This window comes from Sporotomaculum syntrophicum, assembly GCF_009932395.1.
Taxonomy (GTDB): domain Bacteria; phylum Bacillota; class Desulfotomaculia; order Desulfotomaculales; family Desulfallaceae; genus Sporotomaculum; species Sporotomaculum syntrophicum.
Genome location: NZ_LSRS01000003.1, coordinates 729,338 through 744,235, shown reverse-complemented (window position 1 = coordinate 744,235; position 14,898 = coordinate 729,338). Strand labels below are relative to the sequence as shown.

General features: G+C 47.5%; 13 protein-coding genes. 10 read left to right on the top strand and 3 right to left on the bottom strand.

Going from position 1 to position 14,898, the window contains the following annotated elements:
- Nucleotides 1-2 precede the first annotated feature (2 nt).
- A complete protein-coding gene (locus SPSYN_RS08530) occupies nucleotides 3-1,355 on the bottom strand; it encodes an MFS transporter (RefSeq protein WP_161822025.1) in 1,353 nt (450 codons plus the stop codon).
- Nucleotides 1,356-1,470: 115 nt separating this feature from the next.
- On the opposite strand from SPSYN_RS08530, the gene SPSYN_RS08525 reads away from it, so the two are divergent.
- The 4 genes from SPSYN_RS08525 to SPSYN_RS08510 all read left to right on the top strand — a co-directional run bounded on the left by SPSYN_RS08525 (nucleotide 1,471) and on the right by SPSYN_RS08510 (nucleotide 4,899).
- Complete coding sequence (locus SPSYN_RS08525) at nucleotides 1,471-1,746, top strand: YqhV family protein (RefSeq protein WP_161822024.1); 276 nt, start codon at nucleotides 1,471-1,473, stop codon at nucleotides 1,744-1,746.
- 259 nt (nucleotides 1,747-2,005) lie between these two features.
- Nucleotides 2,006-2,554, top strand: coding sequence for a bifunctional pyr operon transcriptional regulator/uracil phosphoribosyltransferase PyrR (gene pyrR, locus SPSYN_RS08520; protein WP_161822023.1), 549 nt, complete (start codon nucleotides 2,006-2,008; stop codon nucleotides 2,552-2,554).
- A 154-nt stretch (nucleotides 2,555-2,708) separates the two neighbouring features.
- Nucleotides 2,709-3,647: an aspartate carbamoyltransferase catalytic subunit gene (locus SPSYN_RS08515; protein WP_161822022.1), complete on the top strand. Its 939-nt coding sequence runs from the start codon at nucleotides 2,709-2,711 to the stop codon at nucleotides 3,645-3,647.
- Entirely contained in the window at nucleotides 3,631-4,899 is a 1,269-nt protein-coding gene (locus tag SPSYN_RS08510) for a dihydroorotase (protein WP_161822021.1), read from the top strand. The genes SPSYN_RS08515 and SPSYN_RS08510 overlap by 17 nt, the downstream gene beginning before the upstream one ends.
- A gap of 232 nt (nucleotides 4,900-5,131) precedes the next feature.
- Here SPSYN_RS08510 and SPSYN_RS08505 read toward each other — a convergent pair whose 3' ends face one another.
- Nucleotides 5,132-5,284: a peptidase gene (locus SPSYN_RS08505; RefSeq protein WP_161822020.1), complete on the bottom strand. Its 153-nt coding sequence runs from the start codon at nucleotides 5,282-5,284 to the stop codon at nucleotides 5,132-5,134.
- Between the two features lie 202 nt (nucleotides 5,285-5,486).
- Between SPSYN_RS08505 and SPSYN_RS08500 the strand changes: the two genes are divergently transcribed.
- The 5 genes from SPSYN_RS08500 to SPSYN_RS08485 all read left to right on the top strand — a co-directional run bounded on the left by SPSYN_RS08500 (nucleotide 5,487) and on the right by SPSYN_RS08485 (nucleotide 12,617).
- Nucleotides 5,487-6,293, top strand: a complete 807-nt coding sequence (locus SPSYN_RS08500) for a dihydroorotate dehydrogenase electron transfer subunit (RefSeq protein WP_161822019.1) — start codon at nucleotides 5,487-5,489, stop codon at nucleotides 6,291-6,293.
- Nucleotides 6,293-7,225 (top strand): dihydroorotate dehydrogenase, encoded by a 933-nt coding sequence (locus SPSYN_RS08495; protein WP_202623770.1) that lies wholly within the window; start codon nucleotides 6,293-6,295, stop codon nucleotides 7,223-7,225. Before SPSYN_RS08500 ends, SPSYN_RS08495 begins: the two co-directional genes overlap by 1 nt.
- Nucleotides 7,226-7,954: an orotidine-5'-phosphate decarboxylase gene (gene pyrF / locus SPSYN_RS15725; protein WP_202623769.1), complete on the top strand. Its 729-nt coding sequence runs from the start codon at nucleotides 7,226-7,228 to the stop codon at nucleotides 7,952-7,954.
- A gap of 137 nt (nucleotides 7,955-8,091) precedes the next feature.
- Nucleotides 8,092-9,378 (top strand): Glu/Leu/Phe/Val family dehydrogenase, encoded by a 1,287-nt coding sequence (locus SPSYN_RS08490; protein ID WP_161822018.1) that lies wholly within the window; start codon nucleotides 8,092-8,094, stop codon nucleotides 9,376-9,378.
- Between the two features lie 101 nt (nucleotides 9,379-9,479).
- Nucleotides 9,480-12,617, top strand: a complete 3,138-nt coding sequence (locus SPSYN_RS08485) for a PEP/pyruvate-binding domain-containing protein (protein WP_161822017.1) — start codon at nucleotides 9,480-9,482, stop codon at nucleotides 12,615-12,617.
- 78 nt (nucleotides 12,618-12,695) lie between these two features.
- Here the strand turns inward: SPSYN_RS08485 and SPSYN_RS08480 are convergent, their stop codons facing one another.
- Nucleotides 12,696-14,060, bottom strand: coding sequence for an S-layer homology domain-containing protein (locus SPSYN_RS08480; RefSeq protein ID WP_243152997.1), 1,365 nt, complete (start codon nucleotides 14,058-14,060; stop codon nucleotides 12,696-12,698).
- A 221-nt stretch (nucleotides 14,061-14,281) separates the two neighbouring features.
- Between SPSYN_RS08480 and SPSYN_RS08475 the strand changes: the two genes are divergently transcribed.
- A complete protein-coding gene (locus SPSYN_RS08475; protein WP_161822015.1) occupies nucleotides 14,282-14,848 on the top strand; it encodes an RNA polymerase sigma factor in 567 nt (188 codons plus the stop codon).
- Nucleotides 14,849-14,898 lie beyond the last annotated feature (50 nt).

Here is a 14,898-nt window from a genome sequence, read left to right as displayed (position 1 = left end):
CGTTATGATTTAGATTTAGACTGCTCGTTATTCCCCTCGGCTTCTTTTTGTTCAGGCAGCGGTTTGCGGGCCGGGGCAAATACAAACTCTGTTCTAACAGCCTGTGTGGGCGGAGTATATGCTTGCTGCGGTTGCTGTCCTTGTCCGTTAGAGCCCGCCATGCTCAAGTCTTTGACTCTTATGAAAAACAGGGCGATTACTGCCGTTGCTCCGGCCAGTATGGCGCCGCCCCAGTACATGTAAGCTTTGCTTAATTCCATTAAATAGCCAAACAAAGGAGGTCCTGCAGCAACACCTAAAAAGCGAACACTACCGTAGATAGAGGTAATAAGGCCCCTTTCCTCGGTGGCTGTGGTGCTGGTAATCATGGTGTTTAAACAGGGCAGAAGCAATCCTGTGCCCAACCCGGCAATGGATATACCGGCGAAGAAAAAATAGATGTTCTCGTAAATGTTTAATGCCGACAATGAGGCAGCTATCAACCCGAGGCCAACTACCACCAGCCACTTCATAAGCTTGACGTTTTGCTTAATAAACAGGCCGGTCATATATGAGGTTGCCGACATAAATAATACAGGCACAGCCAGGGCCGCTCCTTTAACTATCCCTTTCAAACCAACTGTTTCCTCCAGGTAGTCGCTGAGAAAGAATAACATACCGAATAGAAGCAGCAGGGCTATTGTACCGGTCAGGAAAATGGTGGATACTAATACGGACTTTTCTTTAAAGACTTTGCTAATGGACTCTTTATACTGGGCAATGCTTTTTGTAGCGCGGTTGCTTTCCGGTTCCTTGATTAAAAACCAGATGCCCAGGACAATGGGAATGACAATGGCCGGGAAGAATAAAAATGTGGCGTACCAGGTAATTAAGCCAATAGCGGCGCCCAGTACCGGGCTGAGTACTTTGCCAAAACCATTGGCGGCTTCCACTACGCCCAGTGCTTTGCTGCGCTGGTGACCGGTAAATAAGTCTCCGGTTAAGGCCATAGCGATGTAGGTGGTGCCCGCAGCACCGATACCCTGGATAACACGACCGCCAATAATCCAGGCGTAGGCCCTGCTGTCGAGGAACATTGCTGCCAGCCCGGCAATGATGCCACCCAGGCCGTATAAAATTAAACTGGGAATAATAACCTTTTTGCGGCCGATGCGGTCGGATATGAAGCCGGCCACCGGAATGAGCAGACCGGGTATGGAAAATGCGGTTATAACCATGCTGCTTTTAAACTCGCTGAGCTTAAGCGCTTCTTGCAGCTGCGGCAGTACCGGTATGAGCATGGAATTGCCCAGCACCATAATAAATGGTACGCCGGCTATGGCGGCAAGTGCAGCTGCTCCGGCTTTCGCCCCCATAATAATACACATCCTTTCTTGAACATCGATATTGTACCTCCTCTGGCTAAGTGCTATGCATTTTAATGCCCGTCCCGGCATAGAAAAGATAGTAAATAACCGGGGGTGGATAATAATGTTTTTTATCTTTGATAAAATTGTCTTTTCTATGGCTGCCATGCGGTTTTTATCAGCCACCATTGAATTTACAGCGGCAATATTGATGCTTCATTTTAATAAGGTGGAGACAGCCTTTAAAATTAATGCCGTGCTGGCTATGGTCGGTCCCACCGTGCTGATTATCGTTACCACTCTTGGACTGGTGGGGCTGGCCGGCAAAGTGTCTTTCCCTGGTATGGCTGCGATCATGCTGGGGGTGACCTTGATATTTTTAGGGATTAACAAACTATAAAATACTCCATATGCCATAGGCTTAAATCCTTAAACTTGTTCGATAATTATGGCTGTGTGAAAATTTTGATAATCGTTGCAAAAAAAGTTGACGCATCTTGTTGTTTTTGATAGTATGTGTTAAGAAAAATCACCTTTAAAATCGGTCCCGTGAGACCGGTAAGGATACATAGTGTAAAACGGGATTAGCTGTGCCTGTCTATGCCTCTTGCCGGATAGTCAGGTTTTTTTGATGCCATTACTAAGGAGGTGTTCTTATTTTGCCGGTATTAAGGGAAAAGAACCGGATCATTGATCAAGATGGTATCAGGCGTGCCCTAACTCGTATTGCCCACGAAATCATAGAGCGCAATAAGGGTACGGATAATTTGGTGCTAATTGGTATCAGGCGGCGGGGAGTACCCCTGGCCAGGCGGCTGGCCGATAATATCAAGGAAATTGAGGGCAGCCAGGTGCCGGTGGGAGTGCTTGATATTACGCTATACCGGGATGACCTGTCTACTTTAGGGTACCAGCCGATTGTCCGGCAAACTGAGGTGAACTTTTCTATAGAGGGGAAAAAGGTAGTGCTAGTGGATGACGTTTTATACACCGGACGTACCACCCGGGCCGCCATGGACGCTATAATGGATTTAGGACGGCCACAGAATATTCAATTGGCGGCACTGATTGACCGGGGGCATCGTGAATTACCCATCAGGGCAGACTATGTTGGTAAAAATGTACCTACCGCCCGCCTAGAGCTGGTGGAGGTGCGTCTGGTGGAATTTGATGGTGTGGATGAAGTAGTTATTATGGAAAAAACATAAATTTCTCCTTTTAAGCGGTCCTGTGAGGCTGACAAGGGAGAGCTTAAATCTCTAACAGGGATTAGTCACGCATATCTCTGTGCACTGCTTAGTCAGCCTCCACCGGGTTTTATTAACCGGGGAGGCTTATTTATTAGGGAGGGGGTTCCCTTAATTGTATAAACATAAAGACCTGTTGGGATTAAAAGGCTTGGCCGCTGAAGAGCTCATTTTTTTGCTGGATACAGCCAGGCCCATGAAGGAAGTTATTTCCCGGCCAATAAAAAAAGTACCTACGCTGCGGGGGCGTACCGTGATGAATCTTTTTTATGAAAATAGCACCCGTACCCGCGGCTCCTTTGAGCTGGCGGCCAAGTACCTGAGTGCGGACTGTGTCAATATATCCAGCTCCTCCAGCAGTGTGGCCAAGGGTGAAAGTTTATATGACACCGCCCGGACCATTCAAGCACAGGGCGCTGATGTGATTGTGCTGCGCCACCCCATGGCCGGGGCACCGCACATGCTGGCTAAGGCGGTCAAAGCGGCGGTAATTAACGCCGGGGATGGGGCACATGAACATCCCACCCAGGCGCTGCTGGATCTGTTTACGGTACGGGAGCAACGTGGGAAAATCGCCGGTCTGACGGTGACAATTATTGGGGATATATTGCACAGCCGGGTGGCCCGTTCGAATATCTGGGGATTTACTACCCTGGGGGCTGAGGTAAGGGTTTGCGGACCGCCCACGCTGATGCCCGTCGAACTTACCCAAACCGGTGCCCGTGTGTTTTACCGGATTGAAGAAGCGCTGGAGGGCGCGGATGTAGTCATGATGCTGCGCATCCAGGCGGAAAGACAGCAGCAGGGTCTTTTCCCGGGCTTGCGGGAATACTCCAGGCTATACGGGCTAAACCGGGAGCGCCTGTCCCTGGCTAAGCCGGATGTGCTGGTTATGCATCCCGGTCCTGTGAACCGCGGAGTGGAGCTGGGCCATGATACTGCCGATGGACCTGAGTCTGTGATTGAAGAGCAAGTAACCAATGGGGTAGCGGTGCGCATGGCTTTACTATACCTGCTTACCGGTGGAGGTGCTCACAATGAAGCTGATTATTAAGGGCGGCCGTTTATTGGACCCGGCTTCGGGCAGGGATGAGACGGCTGATGTATATGTGCAGGACGGCAGCATTAGCAGCCCGTTTGCGCCGGATGAAAACACGGAAATAATTGACGCCACCGGCAAATTGGTGGCACCAGGTTTTATCGACATGCATGTACACTTGCGGGAGCCTGGCTATGAGTACAAGGAAACCATTGCCACGGGCACTGCTGCGGCCGCCCGGGGCGGTTTCACCGGGGTGGCTTGTATGCCTAACACCAACCCGGTAACAGACAACCGTTTTATAATAGAGTTTGTCCGCCGGCGGGCGGCCGAGTCTGGCCAGGCTAATGTCTACCCCATTGGCGCGATTTCCCGGGGCAGCCGGGGTGAGGAACTGGCCGAACTGGGTGATATGCGTGACGCCGGAGCAGTGGCCTTTTCCGACGACGGCCGGCCGGTTTCCGATGCCGGGCTGATGCGCCGGGCCATGCAATACTGCCGGATGCTGGATGCACCGGTGATTTCCCATTGCGAGGAAAAGAGCCTGGCGGCGGGCGGGGTAATGCACGAGGGCTATCAATCAACTATCCTGGGGCTGAAAGGGATTCCTTCCTCTGCTGAAGAGGTGATGGTAGCCAGGGATATTATTCTGGCAGCCGAAACCGGCTGTTCGCTCCACATCGCCCACCTGAGCACTGCCGGTTCTGTAGCCCTGGTTCGGGAGGCAAAAAAACGGGGGTACCCGGTGACTGCGGAGGCCACGCCCCAGCATTTCACTTTAACCGACCGGGCAGTGGCTCAGTATAATACTGCGGCCAAGGTTAACCCGCCGCTGCGCGGGGACCGGGATGTGCAGGCGCTGCGGGAAGGGTTGGCCGACGGTACCATTGATGTAATCGCCACTGATCATGCCCCCCATACCTACGACGAAAAGAACGTGGAATTCGACCTGGCACCCTTTGGCCTGGTGGGGCTGGAAACCGCGGTGGGGCTGGTTTGGACAGAACTGGTGCACACCGGCATCCTTACCCCGCTGCAAGCAGTGGCTAAATTAGCCTACAACCCGGCCTGCATACTGGGGATTAACCGGGGCACGCTGACCGAGGGGAGCGCAGCAGATATTACCATCATCGACCCTGGTATTACGGAATCAGTGGACCCCGAGCGTTTTGCCGGCAAGGGTAAAAATACCCCCTTTGCCGGACGCACCCTGCAAGGACTGCCGGTTATTACGATCCGGTCGGGCCATTATAGCTATAAGATTTAGCCCGTTGCTATCCACCTGGTAATAAAACCTGACCAGGAGTAAAAAAGCCCCTGGCGAAATGGCTTTGTAATCAAGCGGGGTTGCCGTAGAACTTGTCGTGCCCTGCCTGACTTCCCTTGGATACCGCCCGGGTCGTTGAAATTCTTAGCCCCGAACGGAGAAAAATTCCGTTCGGGGCTTATCATAAACGGGCCTTAACCCGGTTTGGTTCAGGGGATTAGGAAGACCTGCTTCAAGCGTTTTTTCGGAGGGATTCCACTGCTTGCATCAGGTCTAGGTTCAGGTTGTGAAACCAATCTTTTAGCTCCCGATTCTTTTCGGCTTTCTCGTTGTTAGATTTAATCATCTGGGTTAGTGCATTAATGGCAAGCTCTTTATCCGACATAGGCAATACCCCCTTTTATTAATATAGTATACTGCAGTGTTGTACAATGTTCATGGTACTGAGCAAAATTTTGGAAAAATCACTTATCTTAACATAATAGTTTGTTGTTGGTTGTACGTTAAGTTGTTTATTAAATTTTACAGCTAATGGTTTCTGAGTTAGAATCATCAATATGGAAGTGAATTCAGGGGGTGATGGTTTAATGTCCCAATTAATGATGGCGGAGATTACCGGTTGTCAGGAAACCGGGCCCGGTGTGTGGGTTACAGAATTATTGGCTCCATCTCTAGCCCAGGCGGCTGTGCCCGGACAGTTTATTCATATTCGCTGCGGGGAGGACAGTGATCCGCTGCTGAGACGGCCGATAAGTATTCATGCGGTGTGCCGGCAGTCCGGCCTGGTAAAAATAATGTTTCAAGTGGTGGGTAAGGGTACGGCTTGGCTGGCCGGCCGCCGGGATGGTTGGCTTGATATTATGGGTCCTTTGGGCCGCGGATTTACCATGTTAACCGCGGAAAAAACCGGTACTGCTGCTGTCCCTCGCCTGGTGGTAGGCGGTGGCATTGGAGCTGCGCCGCTGTATTTTTTATTGCAGGAGCTGGCCGGAACGGGCTATGCTGAGCATGTAAAGGTGCTGCTTGGTGCACGAAATGCTGAGCAACTGCTGATTCATAACGCTGTTAAATTGCTGGGTTTTTCTGTTAGCGTGGCTACGGATGATGGTTCTGCCGGTTACCAGGGTCCCGTCACCGATTTGCTGGCGGAGGAACTGCAATGCAAACCGGGTTATGTTTATGCCTGCGGGCCGGCACCGATGTTAAAGACGCTTTGTGGTATGCTGCATAATGCCGGAGTGCCGGGCGAGGTATCGGTGGAAGAAAGGATGGCCTGCGGTGTGGGAGCCTGTTTGTCCTGCGTTTGCCGGGTGAAGGATGCCGGCGGACTGGAAACCTTCCGGCACGCCTGTGTGGATGGGCCGGTATTTGCGGCAGGGGAGGTGGTCTGGTAATGAATACCTCAGTAGATTTAGGCGGCATAGTGATGAAAAATCCTGTGACCACGGCTTCCGGTACCTTTGGGTTTGGTTTGGAATACCAGACTTATGTTGACCTGCAGAGGCTGGGAGCCATTACGGTGAAAGGTACTACGCTTAAACCCCGGCAGGGCAACCCCCCGCCGCGCATTGCTGAAACACCTTCAGGGATGCTCAATGCCATTGGACTGCAGAACCCCGGCGTTGAACGCGTGGCTGAGGAAATCATGCCTCAACTGGCGGCTCTGGGCGTGCCAGTGATCATAAATATCGCCGGCGATACGCTGGAGGATTATGCTCAGGTGGCTCGCCGTTTGGACGGGGTCACCGGTGTGGCGGGTTTGGAAGTCAATATATCCTGTCCCAACGTCAAAAAAGGGGGCATTCAATTTGGCAGTAATCCCGTTACTGCGTCCGAGGTAACCAGAGCGGTCAAGTCGGTTACCGGTCTGCCTGTAATCGTCAAACTATCGCCCAATGTTACGGATTTGGTAGCTATGGCCGAAGCCGTGGCCGGGGCCGGGGCAGACGCACTATCCATGATTAATACTCTGGTGGGCATAGCTATAGATGTGGACCGGCGCAGGCCGGTGCTGGGCAACATTACCGGTGGGTTAAGCGGCCCGGCTATACGCCCGGTAGCGGTGCGGGCAGTTTGGCAGGTGCACCGGGCGCTGCCTCTTATACCCATCCTGGGCATGGGCGGAATTATGACCGCCAGGGATGCCCTGGAGTTTATCCTGGCCGGCGCTACGGCGGTGGCGGTGGGCACCGGTAATTTCGTCAATCCCCGGGCTACCCTGGATGTGGTAGATGGTATTGAGCAATACATGAAAGAACACGGTTTTAATGAGATCAGTGAACTGGTTGGCCTGGCCCAGCGAGACACAACAAGGAGTGATGAGTAGTTGTCAAAGGAAAAACTAATTGTAGCTCTGGACGTAGACAGCCAGGAAAAGGCGCTGGAACTAGTTGGTGAACTGACCGCACACGTGGGTTTTTTCAAAGTGGGCATGGAATTGTTTTACGCGACCGGGATCAGAATCGTCCAAGAGATAGTGGCTGCGGGTGCGCAAGTTTTTCTGGATCTGAAACTGCACGATATACCAAATACCGTCGGGCAGGCCGCCCGGGTACTGGTGCGCTCCGGTGCTTCGATAATCAATGTGCACGCCTCGGGGGGCGGTGCCATGATGCGGGCAGCCGGGACAGCCGCCCGGGAAGAAGCCGACCGGCTGGGTGTACCGGCCCCGCTGGTGGTGGCGGTGACTGTGCTCACCAGCATTGACCGGCAAACGTATCAACAGGAAATGGGTTTTACGGGGGAGATCGCCGAGCGGGTACGCTCCTTGGCATTGCTGACCAGGGCATCGGGTTTGGACGGGGTGGTTTGTTCACCCCAGGAGATTAGGCTGGTGCGTGATGCCTGTGGGCCGGATTTTAAAATTATCACCCCCGGCATCCGCCCGGCCGGAGCACAGCTGGGCGACCAGAGACGGGTAATGACACCGGGAGAGGCTGTTCGAGCAGGCGCGAGTCACCTGGTGGTAGGCCGACCGGTGACTGAGGCCGTAGATAAGGTTGCTGCGGTTACAGCTATTTTGGATGAAATAAAACAAATTGAAGCCGGGTGTTGATTACGCATCATCTCCCCGGCATTATATGGATCTGATAAATAAAAACTTTACAGACAGGTATTTTTGTTCTAACATTAAATATTAGAAAGTTTTATAATATTAATCAACCTAATGTTGAAAAAGTAGGAGGCTTTATAATGACCGAGAAAGGATATAATCCTTACATAACAGCTCAGACACAGTTTGATAATGTGGCTGATATTATTGGTTTAGATCAATCGGTTCGTGAATTTTTGCGCCAGCCAAGTCATGAATATCACTTTACCATCCCGGTTAAAATGGATGATGGAACTACAAAGGTATTTAATGGTTACAGAATTCAGCATAATGACGCCCGTGGACCGGCTAAAGGTGGTATCCGTTTTCATCCCCATGAAACAATCGATACGATAAGAGCTTTATCTATGTGGATGACTTGGAAATGTGCGGTTGTAGATATCCCGCTGGGCGGAGGAAAAGGTGGTATTATCTGTGACCCCCATAATTTGTCTAAAGGTGAGCAGGAAAGATTGTGCCGTGGTTTTGTAAGACAGCTCGGCAGGAATATGGGCCCTGTTATTGATATTCCTGCGCCCGATGTTATGACCAACGGGCAGCATATGCTCTGGATGATGGATGAATATGAGGTCATTTTTGGAGGGCGTTACCCGGGTGTTATTACGGGAAAACCTGTTGGGATGGGTGGCTCTCTCGGGCGAACTGAGGCCACAGGATATGGTGTTATTTATACATTGCGTGAAGCCTTGAAAACACTAAATGTGGATATTACCTCTACAACAGCAAGTATTCAAGGTTTTGGCAATGTTGCGGAATATGCTGCTCGTTTATATACGAGCATGGGCGGCAAGGTTATTGCCATCTCCTGTTGGGATCAACAAGATAATAAAGCTTACACATTCCGTAATAGTAACGGCCTTGATATAGAGCAGATGGTTTCAATAAAAGATTCATTTGGTACCATTGATAAATACAAGGCGCAGGAATTAGGATGCGAAATATTAGACGGTGGTGAATGGATTGCCCAGGACGTCGATATCCTTCTGCCCTGTGCATTGGAAAACCAGATAACGCCCGAGACCTTTGCCAAGATCAGTCAGCAGGTTAAAATAATCTGCGAGGGTGCAAATGGTCCTACGACGTTAGAAAGCGACGAATTAATTAAAGCCAGAAATATTTACCTTGTTCCTGATTTTCTATGTAATGCCGGAGGAGTAACCTGCAGTTACTTTGAGCAGGTACAGTGCAACATGAATTATTTTTGGACAAAGGAAGAAGTTCTAGAGAAACTTGATGACAAAATGACAGCGGCATTTTGGGCTGTTCATAAGCTTGCCCAGGATAAAAACTTGTATATGCGTGATGCTGCCTATGTTATTGCAATAAACCGAGTTGCGAAGGCTGTGAAGCTCAGGGGCTGGGTTTAATTCTTTAATTTATTTTTATTTAGACTATACCTTTCATCAGGTATAGTCTAAATATTTTTATAACAATTACTATTACATTAAGGCGTTAAGGGGAGATATCGATGGTTGATGAACTACAGGGTATCCCGGTTGAAGCCTTTATAGAGCGTGCCAAGGAGCTTGAGTGTCTGTATTTAGTAGACGATGCCTTGACTAAAAATTCAATTCCGGAAATATTAATGGAAATTTCAAGTATTCTGCCGCAGGGGTTCTGCAATCCACAGGCTTGTGTCGTAAACATTGTTTTTGATGATCAAACTTATACTGCCAAACCTGAGATAGCAATTCATCGTGAAATCCGATCCCCAATTATTGTCGGGGACGAAGTGCGTGGCTACCTTCAAGCTGCCTATCCATATAATGAAGATGAAGAAGATAAAAATATCTTTTTAGTGCAGGAAGAAAAGCTTCTGAACACAGTAGCGAAAAAAATATCTCAAATGATCGAGCGAAAAAGTTTCCAGGAAACCAGCGGATCAAGAAGTAATTGGGAAGCAATTATTAAACTATTGCAGATTACCGACCATGAAATGCTGCTTTATGTCTGTGAAAAGCTACTAGCTCTTTTGGCTAAAGACAATCAGGACTCAGTCAGAGAAATTTATCAGGAAATGAACTGGACCAAGTATGAATACCAGGGGGAAATCAATTTCCCCCTGGAAAAAATGCCGGCTGTGGATGTTCTGCGTTTGAGCGAGAGTGTTTTTAATGTTGCTAAAACATATTTAAAGGATTCACAAATATTTCATTATATTAATTTATGGATATACCAGGGAAAAACTTATGACTTAATAAAACTTGTTGATAAAGCGGATGCCGACGTGAAGGATGTTTTAAAGGCGTTAAGCAAATATTTAAAGACTGTAAAGTCCAACGCCATTTATAATAAGGCTACGCAGAGATGGCTAATTGTGGAACTGGCACGCCGATTTTTAACTGATAACCCAAAGTTAATTGAGAACGCAAGAAAATACGCTTTAGTTGAAGACTTTTGTGAATTGCTAAAAACCTTCATTTGTTCTCCGAAAAGTACAGGAAAAATCGGGGGGAAGGCTGCAGGGCTATTTTTAGCCAAGCAAATCATTAAGAACTACAGCGCAGATAATCCAGGATTCGCTAACATTAAGGTTCCTAAAACATGGTACATTGCCTCCGATGAATTAGTTAAACTGATTCACGATAATGGCCTTGACGAATTGAATGAACATAAATACAGAGACCTTTTAGAGATACGTATTATTTATCCAAAAGTTATTCAGACACTAAAAAATGCTCGCTTGTCGCCTTATGTAATGAATGAGCTCTATCAAATTCTTGAATATAGTGAGAACAAGCCTTTAATTATAAGGTCGTCAAGCTTGCTTGAGGATCAATTAGGTTCTTCGTTTTCCGGCAAATATAAAAGCTTGTTCCTAACCAATAAAGGGACAAGAGCCGAACGCCTTAAGAGTTTGGTGGATGGAATTCTTGAGGTATATGCCTCGATGTTTAGTCCCGATTCGATCCAGTATCGCATAGAACATAATTTACTTGATTATACCGACCAAATGGGAGTTATGATTCAAGAAGTTGTTGGCTGCAGGATAGGACCCTATTACGCTCCTATTTTTTCCGGCGTTGCTTTTAGTAACAACGAGTTTCGGTGGTCCCCGCGAATTAAGCGTGAGGATGGCCTTCTGCGTATGGTTGTTGGGCTGGGAACGCGAGCGGTTGATAGAGTAGGCGATGATTTTCCAGTGCTGATATCGCCCGGACAACCAAATATTCGTGTTAATCAGGTACCACAGGAAATGCATAAATATTCGCCGCAGAAAATGGATGTCCTGGATATAGAGAATAACCGTTTCTTGACCATATCAATAGCTCAATATATTAAAGATTATGGAAGTGATATCCCACGTCTCAATTATATTGCTTCAGTCTTAAAAGATGATTTTATCACTGAACTTAATAAATTTACTACAGATTTTCAAAGAGATAATATAATCATCACCTTTGATGAATTAATTGAAAAGACTCCAATTGTTGCCCAATTGCATTCTGTAATGTCGCTTTTACAGGAAAAATTGGGTTACCCGGTTGATATTGAATTTGCAAGTGACGGAGAAAATATTTACCTGCTGCAGTGTCGCCCGCAAAGCACAACGCAAGGCAATTTTCCTGTAGCTATCCCCACCAATATTGCTGTTCAAAATATGATTTTTACAGCCAACAGGTATGTTTCTAATGGGAGGGTCACCGGCATTAAGACAGTTGTTTATGTTGACCCGGAAGAATACGTTAAGTTGGAAAGTCACCAGGACTTAGTCAATGTCGGCATTGCCATCGGCGAATTAAATCGCATCTTGCCGCGACGAAGCTTTATTTTAATGGGCCCTGGCCGCTGGGGTAGCCGCGGAGATATCAAGCTAGGTGTAAGGGTGACCTATTCCGATATTAATAACTCTTCAATGCTTATTGAAGTCGCTAATAAGGAATCTAAGTACCAACCGGAGTTATCCTTTGGAACACATTTTTTTCAAGATCTGGTTGAGGAAAATATTAAGTATTTGCCGTTATATCCGGAAGACAACGAAGTGTTATTTTCCAATTACTTTTTTACTCGAAGTAGCAATGCTTTAGCCAAGATTTTGCCTGCATATGCTTATTTAGAGCATGTTATCAAGGTAATTAATGTAGCAGATAATTATCATGGCCAGGAACTCCTTGTTCTGATGAATGCTGACTTAGAAAAGGCAGTAGCCTATCTCGACTATCCGGCTAAAGACGACGCAAACTCTAATGCTAACCTGTTTGAAATAGAAGATAAGACAGCAGATCCTAAAGATAATCAAGGTTGGAAATGGCGTCATTATATGGCGGAGCAGATTTCAGCCAAGATGGATCTTAAAGCATTCGGTGTAAAGGGAATTTATTTGTTTGGAAGCACAAACTATGGTACTGCAAGACTTAACAGTGATATTGATTTAATTATTCATTTTGAGGGAACGCCGGAGCAAAGACAAGCGCTTGATTTATGGCTTAATGGCTGGAGCATGGCCTTATCGGAAATCAACTATCTGAAAACAGGTTACCGTACAGATGGCCTTCTGGACATCCATTATGTAACCGACCAGGATATTAAGAATCAAACCTTATTTGCAAGTAAAATTAATTCTATTTATGATCCCGCCCACCTCTTGCGCTTGCGCGAGGATTAAATAGGTAAATGAAAACCCCTCCCTGGTTAGTTAGCCGGGGGAGGGGTTTTTCTTGTTGCGTTATTAATACTTCCTTTATTACTCAACAGCGGCCGTCTGCTCAGTCTTACTATCTGCACTGTCGGGACCGGTTAAGGATACTTCTTCAGCATCCAGTGCTTCCTGCGGGAGCACTATCTCCAATGGAGCGTTATAGTCACTGTAGGTGAAATCGTAGGCCACCTGCATTGAATCAATGGGCATAGCCTGGCCTTGCAGCTGCTCGGCAAAAGTGATCACGGAAAAGTTCTTGGTACTTAAGGGCAGATAAGTTTCTTTGTCCACATACATAGTACCTACATAAGTTATTGATTGCAGTAACCCTTGGGCCTGGTCGAGAGTTTGTTGCAGCTGACCACCTAGTTGGCCAAGAGAGGCGATCATTTTGCTTAGATCTGTAATTTCCCCGTAATAAGCCAGTTTAATTACATCTTTCCCTTCCAGATTCTCTTCACCCAAATACCGGTAGTAGAATAGGTTCTTAATTTCTTCCGGTAGCGGATTGGTTTGCTGTTTCATTAAATCCATCATATTGGGGAATACGCTATCGGGAATCTTGGTCCAGGTAACCTGTTTGGTTTCAGGGTCGGGCATGCTCATAAACATACCTTCAGGAGTCATGTACTGTTCCATGGTAAAGGATTGCTGGGGCAGGTTGCTGCCTGGTGACATAGTAGTTTCCATAACCATATGCAGACCCTTGTCCATGACTAACTTGGCATCCATGTTGACTGTGGTGCTGACGGTAGCAGGCATGTCCTGAGCTTCTCCAACCTGCCTCATGTTCATTCGCATATCCATTTCCCCGGACATTCGCAGGCTGGTAATGTTTTGATTGGCGGTTTCTATTTTGTCGTTGATTTCCCTGCACTGATCGGCTGTTCCAAATACCTTGGTAAGCAGATCAGCCCCTTCCTGAGGTGTCAAAACCTTTTTGGCATCTTCCCCAGTTAATAAACCTTCACTAATCATCCAACTATAGTTAATATATGCCCAGTGTTGATTAGGAATGGATAACTGGACTTTTTCCCGGGCGGATACTTTTTGGGGTAAGCCCAGTGTCCGGGCTACCAAAGCTACAGCCTCGGCCTGGGTGATGGGTTGCTCGGGCTTAACCGTGCCGTCGGCAAACCCTTTTAGCACATCTCTGGATAACAGGGTTTGTATACTGTTGGCGTACCAGGCGTCAGCTTTAACATCGGCGGGCAATTGTGCTGACTGCCCAGCCGGCTGCAGGTTGGCCGCTTCAACCAGCATGGCGCCAAATTCAGACCTGGTTAATTCACTTCCCGGTTCTTCCGGCAGAACATTTGTTAAATCCGCAGCGTTGGCAGCAAAGGCAGCTGAACATAAGGTAAACAGCAAAAGGATAGTCAAAATTGTTACCCGGCGTAAAGTTTTCATGAACAAAATACGATGCCTCCTTAATTATTTAATTATTTAACAATTCACCTCCTGTGTTAATTTTTATTATTATAACACATCTGTCTTGTAATTAGTGACAGTTGTGTTAGTATTATGGCCACATGACGCTGAAAAACATTTTTTATTTTTTGACTTTTGGTGATACTTTTTCACATATTGCTGTGTTACAACAATATAGGGAAGTTTCGGGAGTGGAAATTATGCAACTTACAGTGCGGGGAGGAGTGGCCGTGTCAGGGACAAGCGAGGTTTTTGACACAGTACAATCTCACGATAAGATATTTAATTTGCTTTATAACACCGCCTACAGGTTAACCGGAAACCATCAGTTAACTGCCGAGCTTATAGATATTTCTATGAGCGCATGGAACCGGCAAGGCAATCGGGTTCACTATAGATTTTTCAATGTTTTCGTTCGGGAACAAAGCATGGAAAGAAATATGTGGGCTGGAAATATGCTAAAAAATCTATGCACCGCTTTTATTAAAAAAACTGCTGTTCCGGTTTGTGGATTGGAGCAAGAGGCTATTCCGTTGAAGAATTATCAGTTATCTCGCAGCAGGGCGCGGATACAAGAAGCGCTGCTGCAATTGCCGCCTATGGAAAGGCTGTTGGTGGTATTGCGCGATATTTTGGGCCTGACCTATGCTGATATTGCCGAACTGACCGGGCTGAGAAAATCAGATGTGACCGGCTTACTGTCTGCAGGCAGATGGTCCCTGCGGTTCCAGGAAATTTGCCCAAATCAGCTAGATATGACTAATTAACTGTCTAATAACTTTATGAACAACTGCCCGGGGTTAACCTGTGGGGTCCC

Coding starts and splice junctions, on each gene's coding strand:
- SPSYN_RS08530 (WP_161822025.1), bottom strand. CDS start 1,355: ATGGGGGCGAAAGCCGGAGCAGCTGCACTTGCCGCCATAGCCGGCGTA.
- SPSYN_RS08525 (WP_161822024.1), top strand. CDS start 1,471: ATGTTTTTTATCTTTGATAAAATTGTCTTTTCTATGGCTGCCATGCGG.
- SPSYN_RS08510 (WP_161822021.1), top strand. CDS start 3,631: ATGAAGCTGATTATTAAGGGCGGCCGTTTATTGGACCCGGCTTCGGGC.
- SPSYN_RS08505 (WP_161822020.1), bottom strand. CDS start 5,284: ATGTCGGATAAAGAGCTTGCCATTAATGCACTAACCCAGATGATTAAA.
- SPSYN_RS08500 (WP_161822019.1), top strand. CDS start 5,487: ATGTCCCAATTAATGATGGCGGAGATTACCGGTTGTCAGGAAACCGGG.
- SPSYN_RS08495 (WP_202623770.1), top strand. CDS start 6,293: ATGAATACCTCAGTAGATTTAGGCGGCATAGTGATGAAAAATCCTGTG.
- SPSYN_RS08490 (WP_161822018.1), top strand. CDS start 8,092: ATGACCGAGAAAGGATATAATCCTTACATAACAGCTCAGACACAGTTT.
- SPSYN_RS08485 (WP_161822017.1), top strand. CDS start 9,480: ATGGTTGATGAACTACAGGGTATCCCGGTTGAAGCCTTTATAGAGCGT.
- SPSYN_RS08480 (WP_243152997.1), bottom strand. CDS start 14,060: ATGAAAACTTTACGCCGGGTAACAATTTTGACTATCCTTTTGCTGTTT.
- SPSYN_RS08475 (WP_161822015.1), top strand. CDS start 14,282: ATGCAACTTACAGTGCGGGGAGGAGTGGCCGTGTCAGGGACAAGCGAG.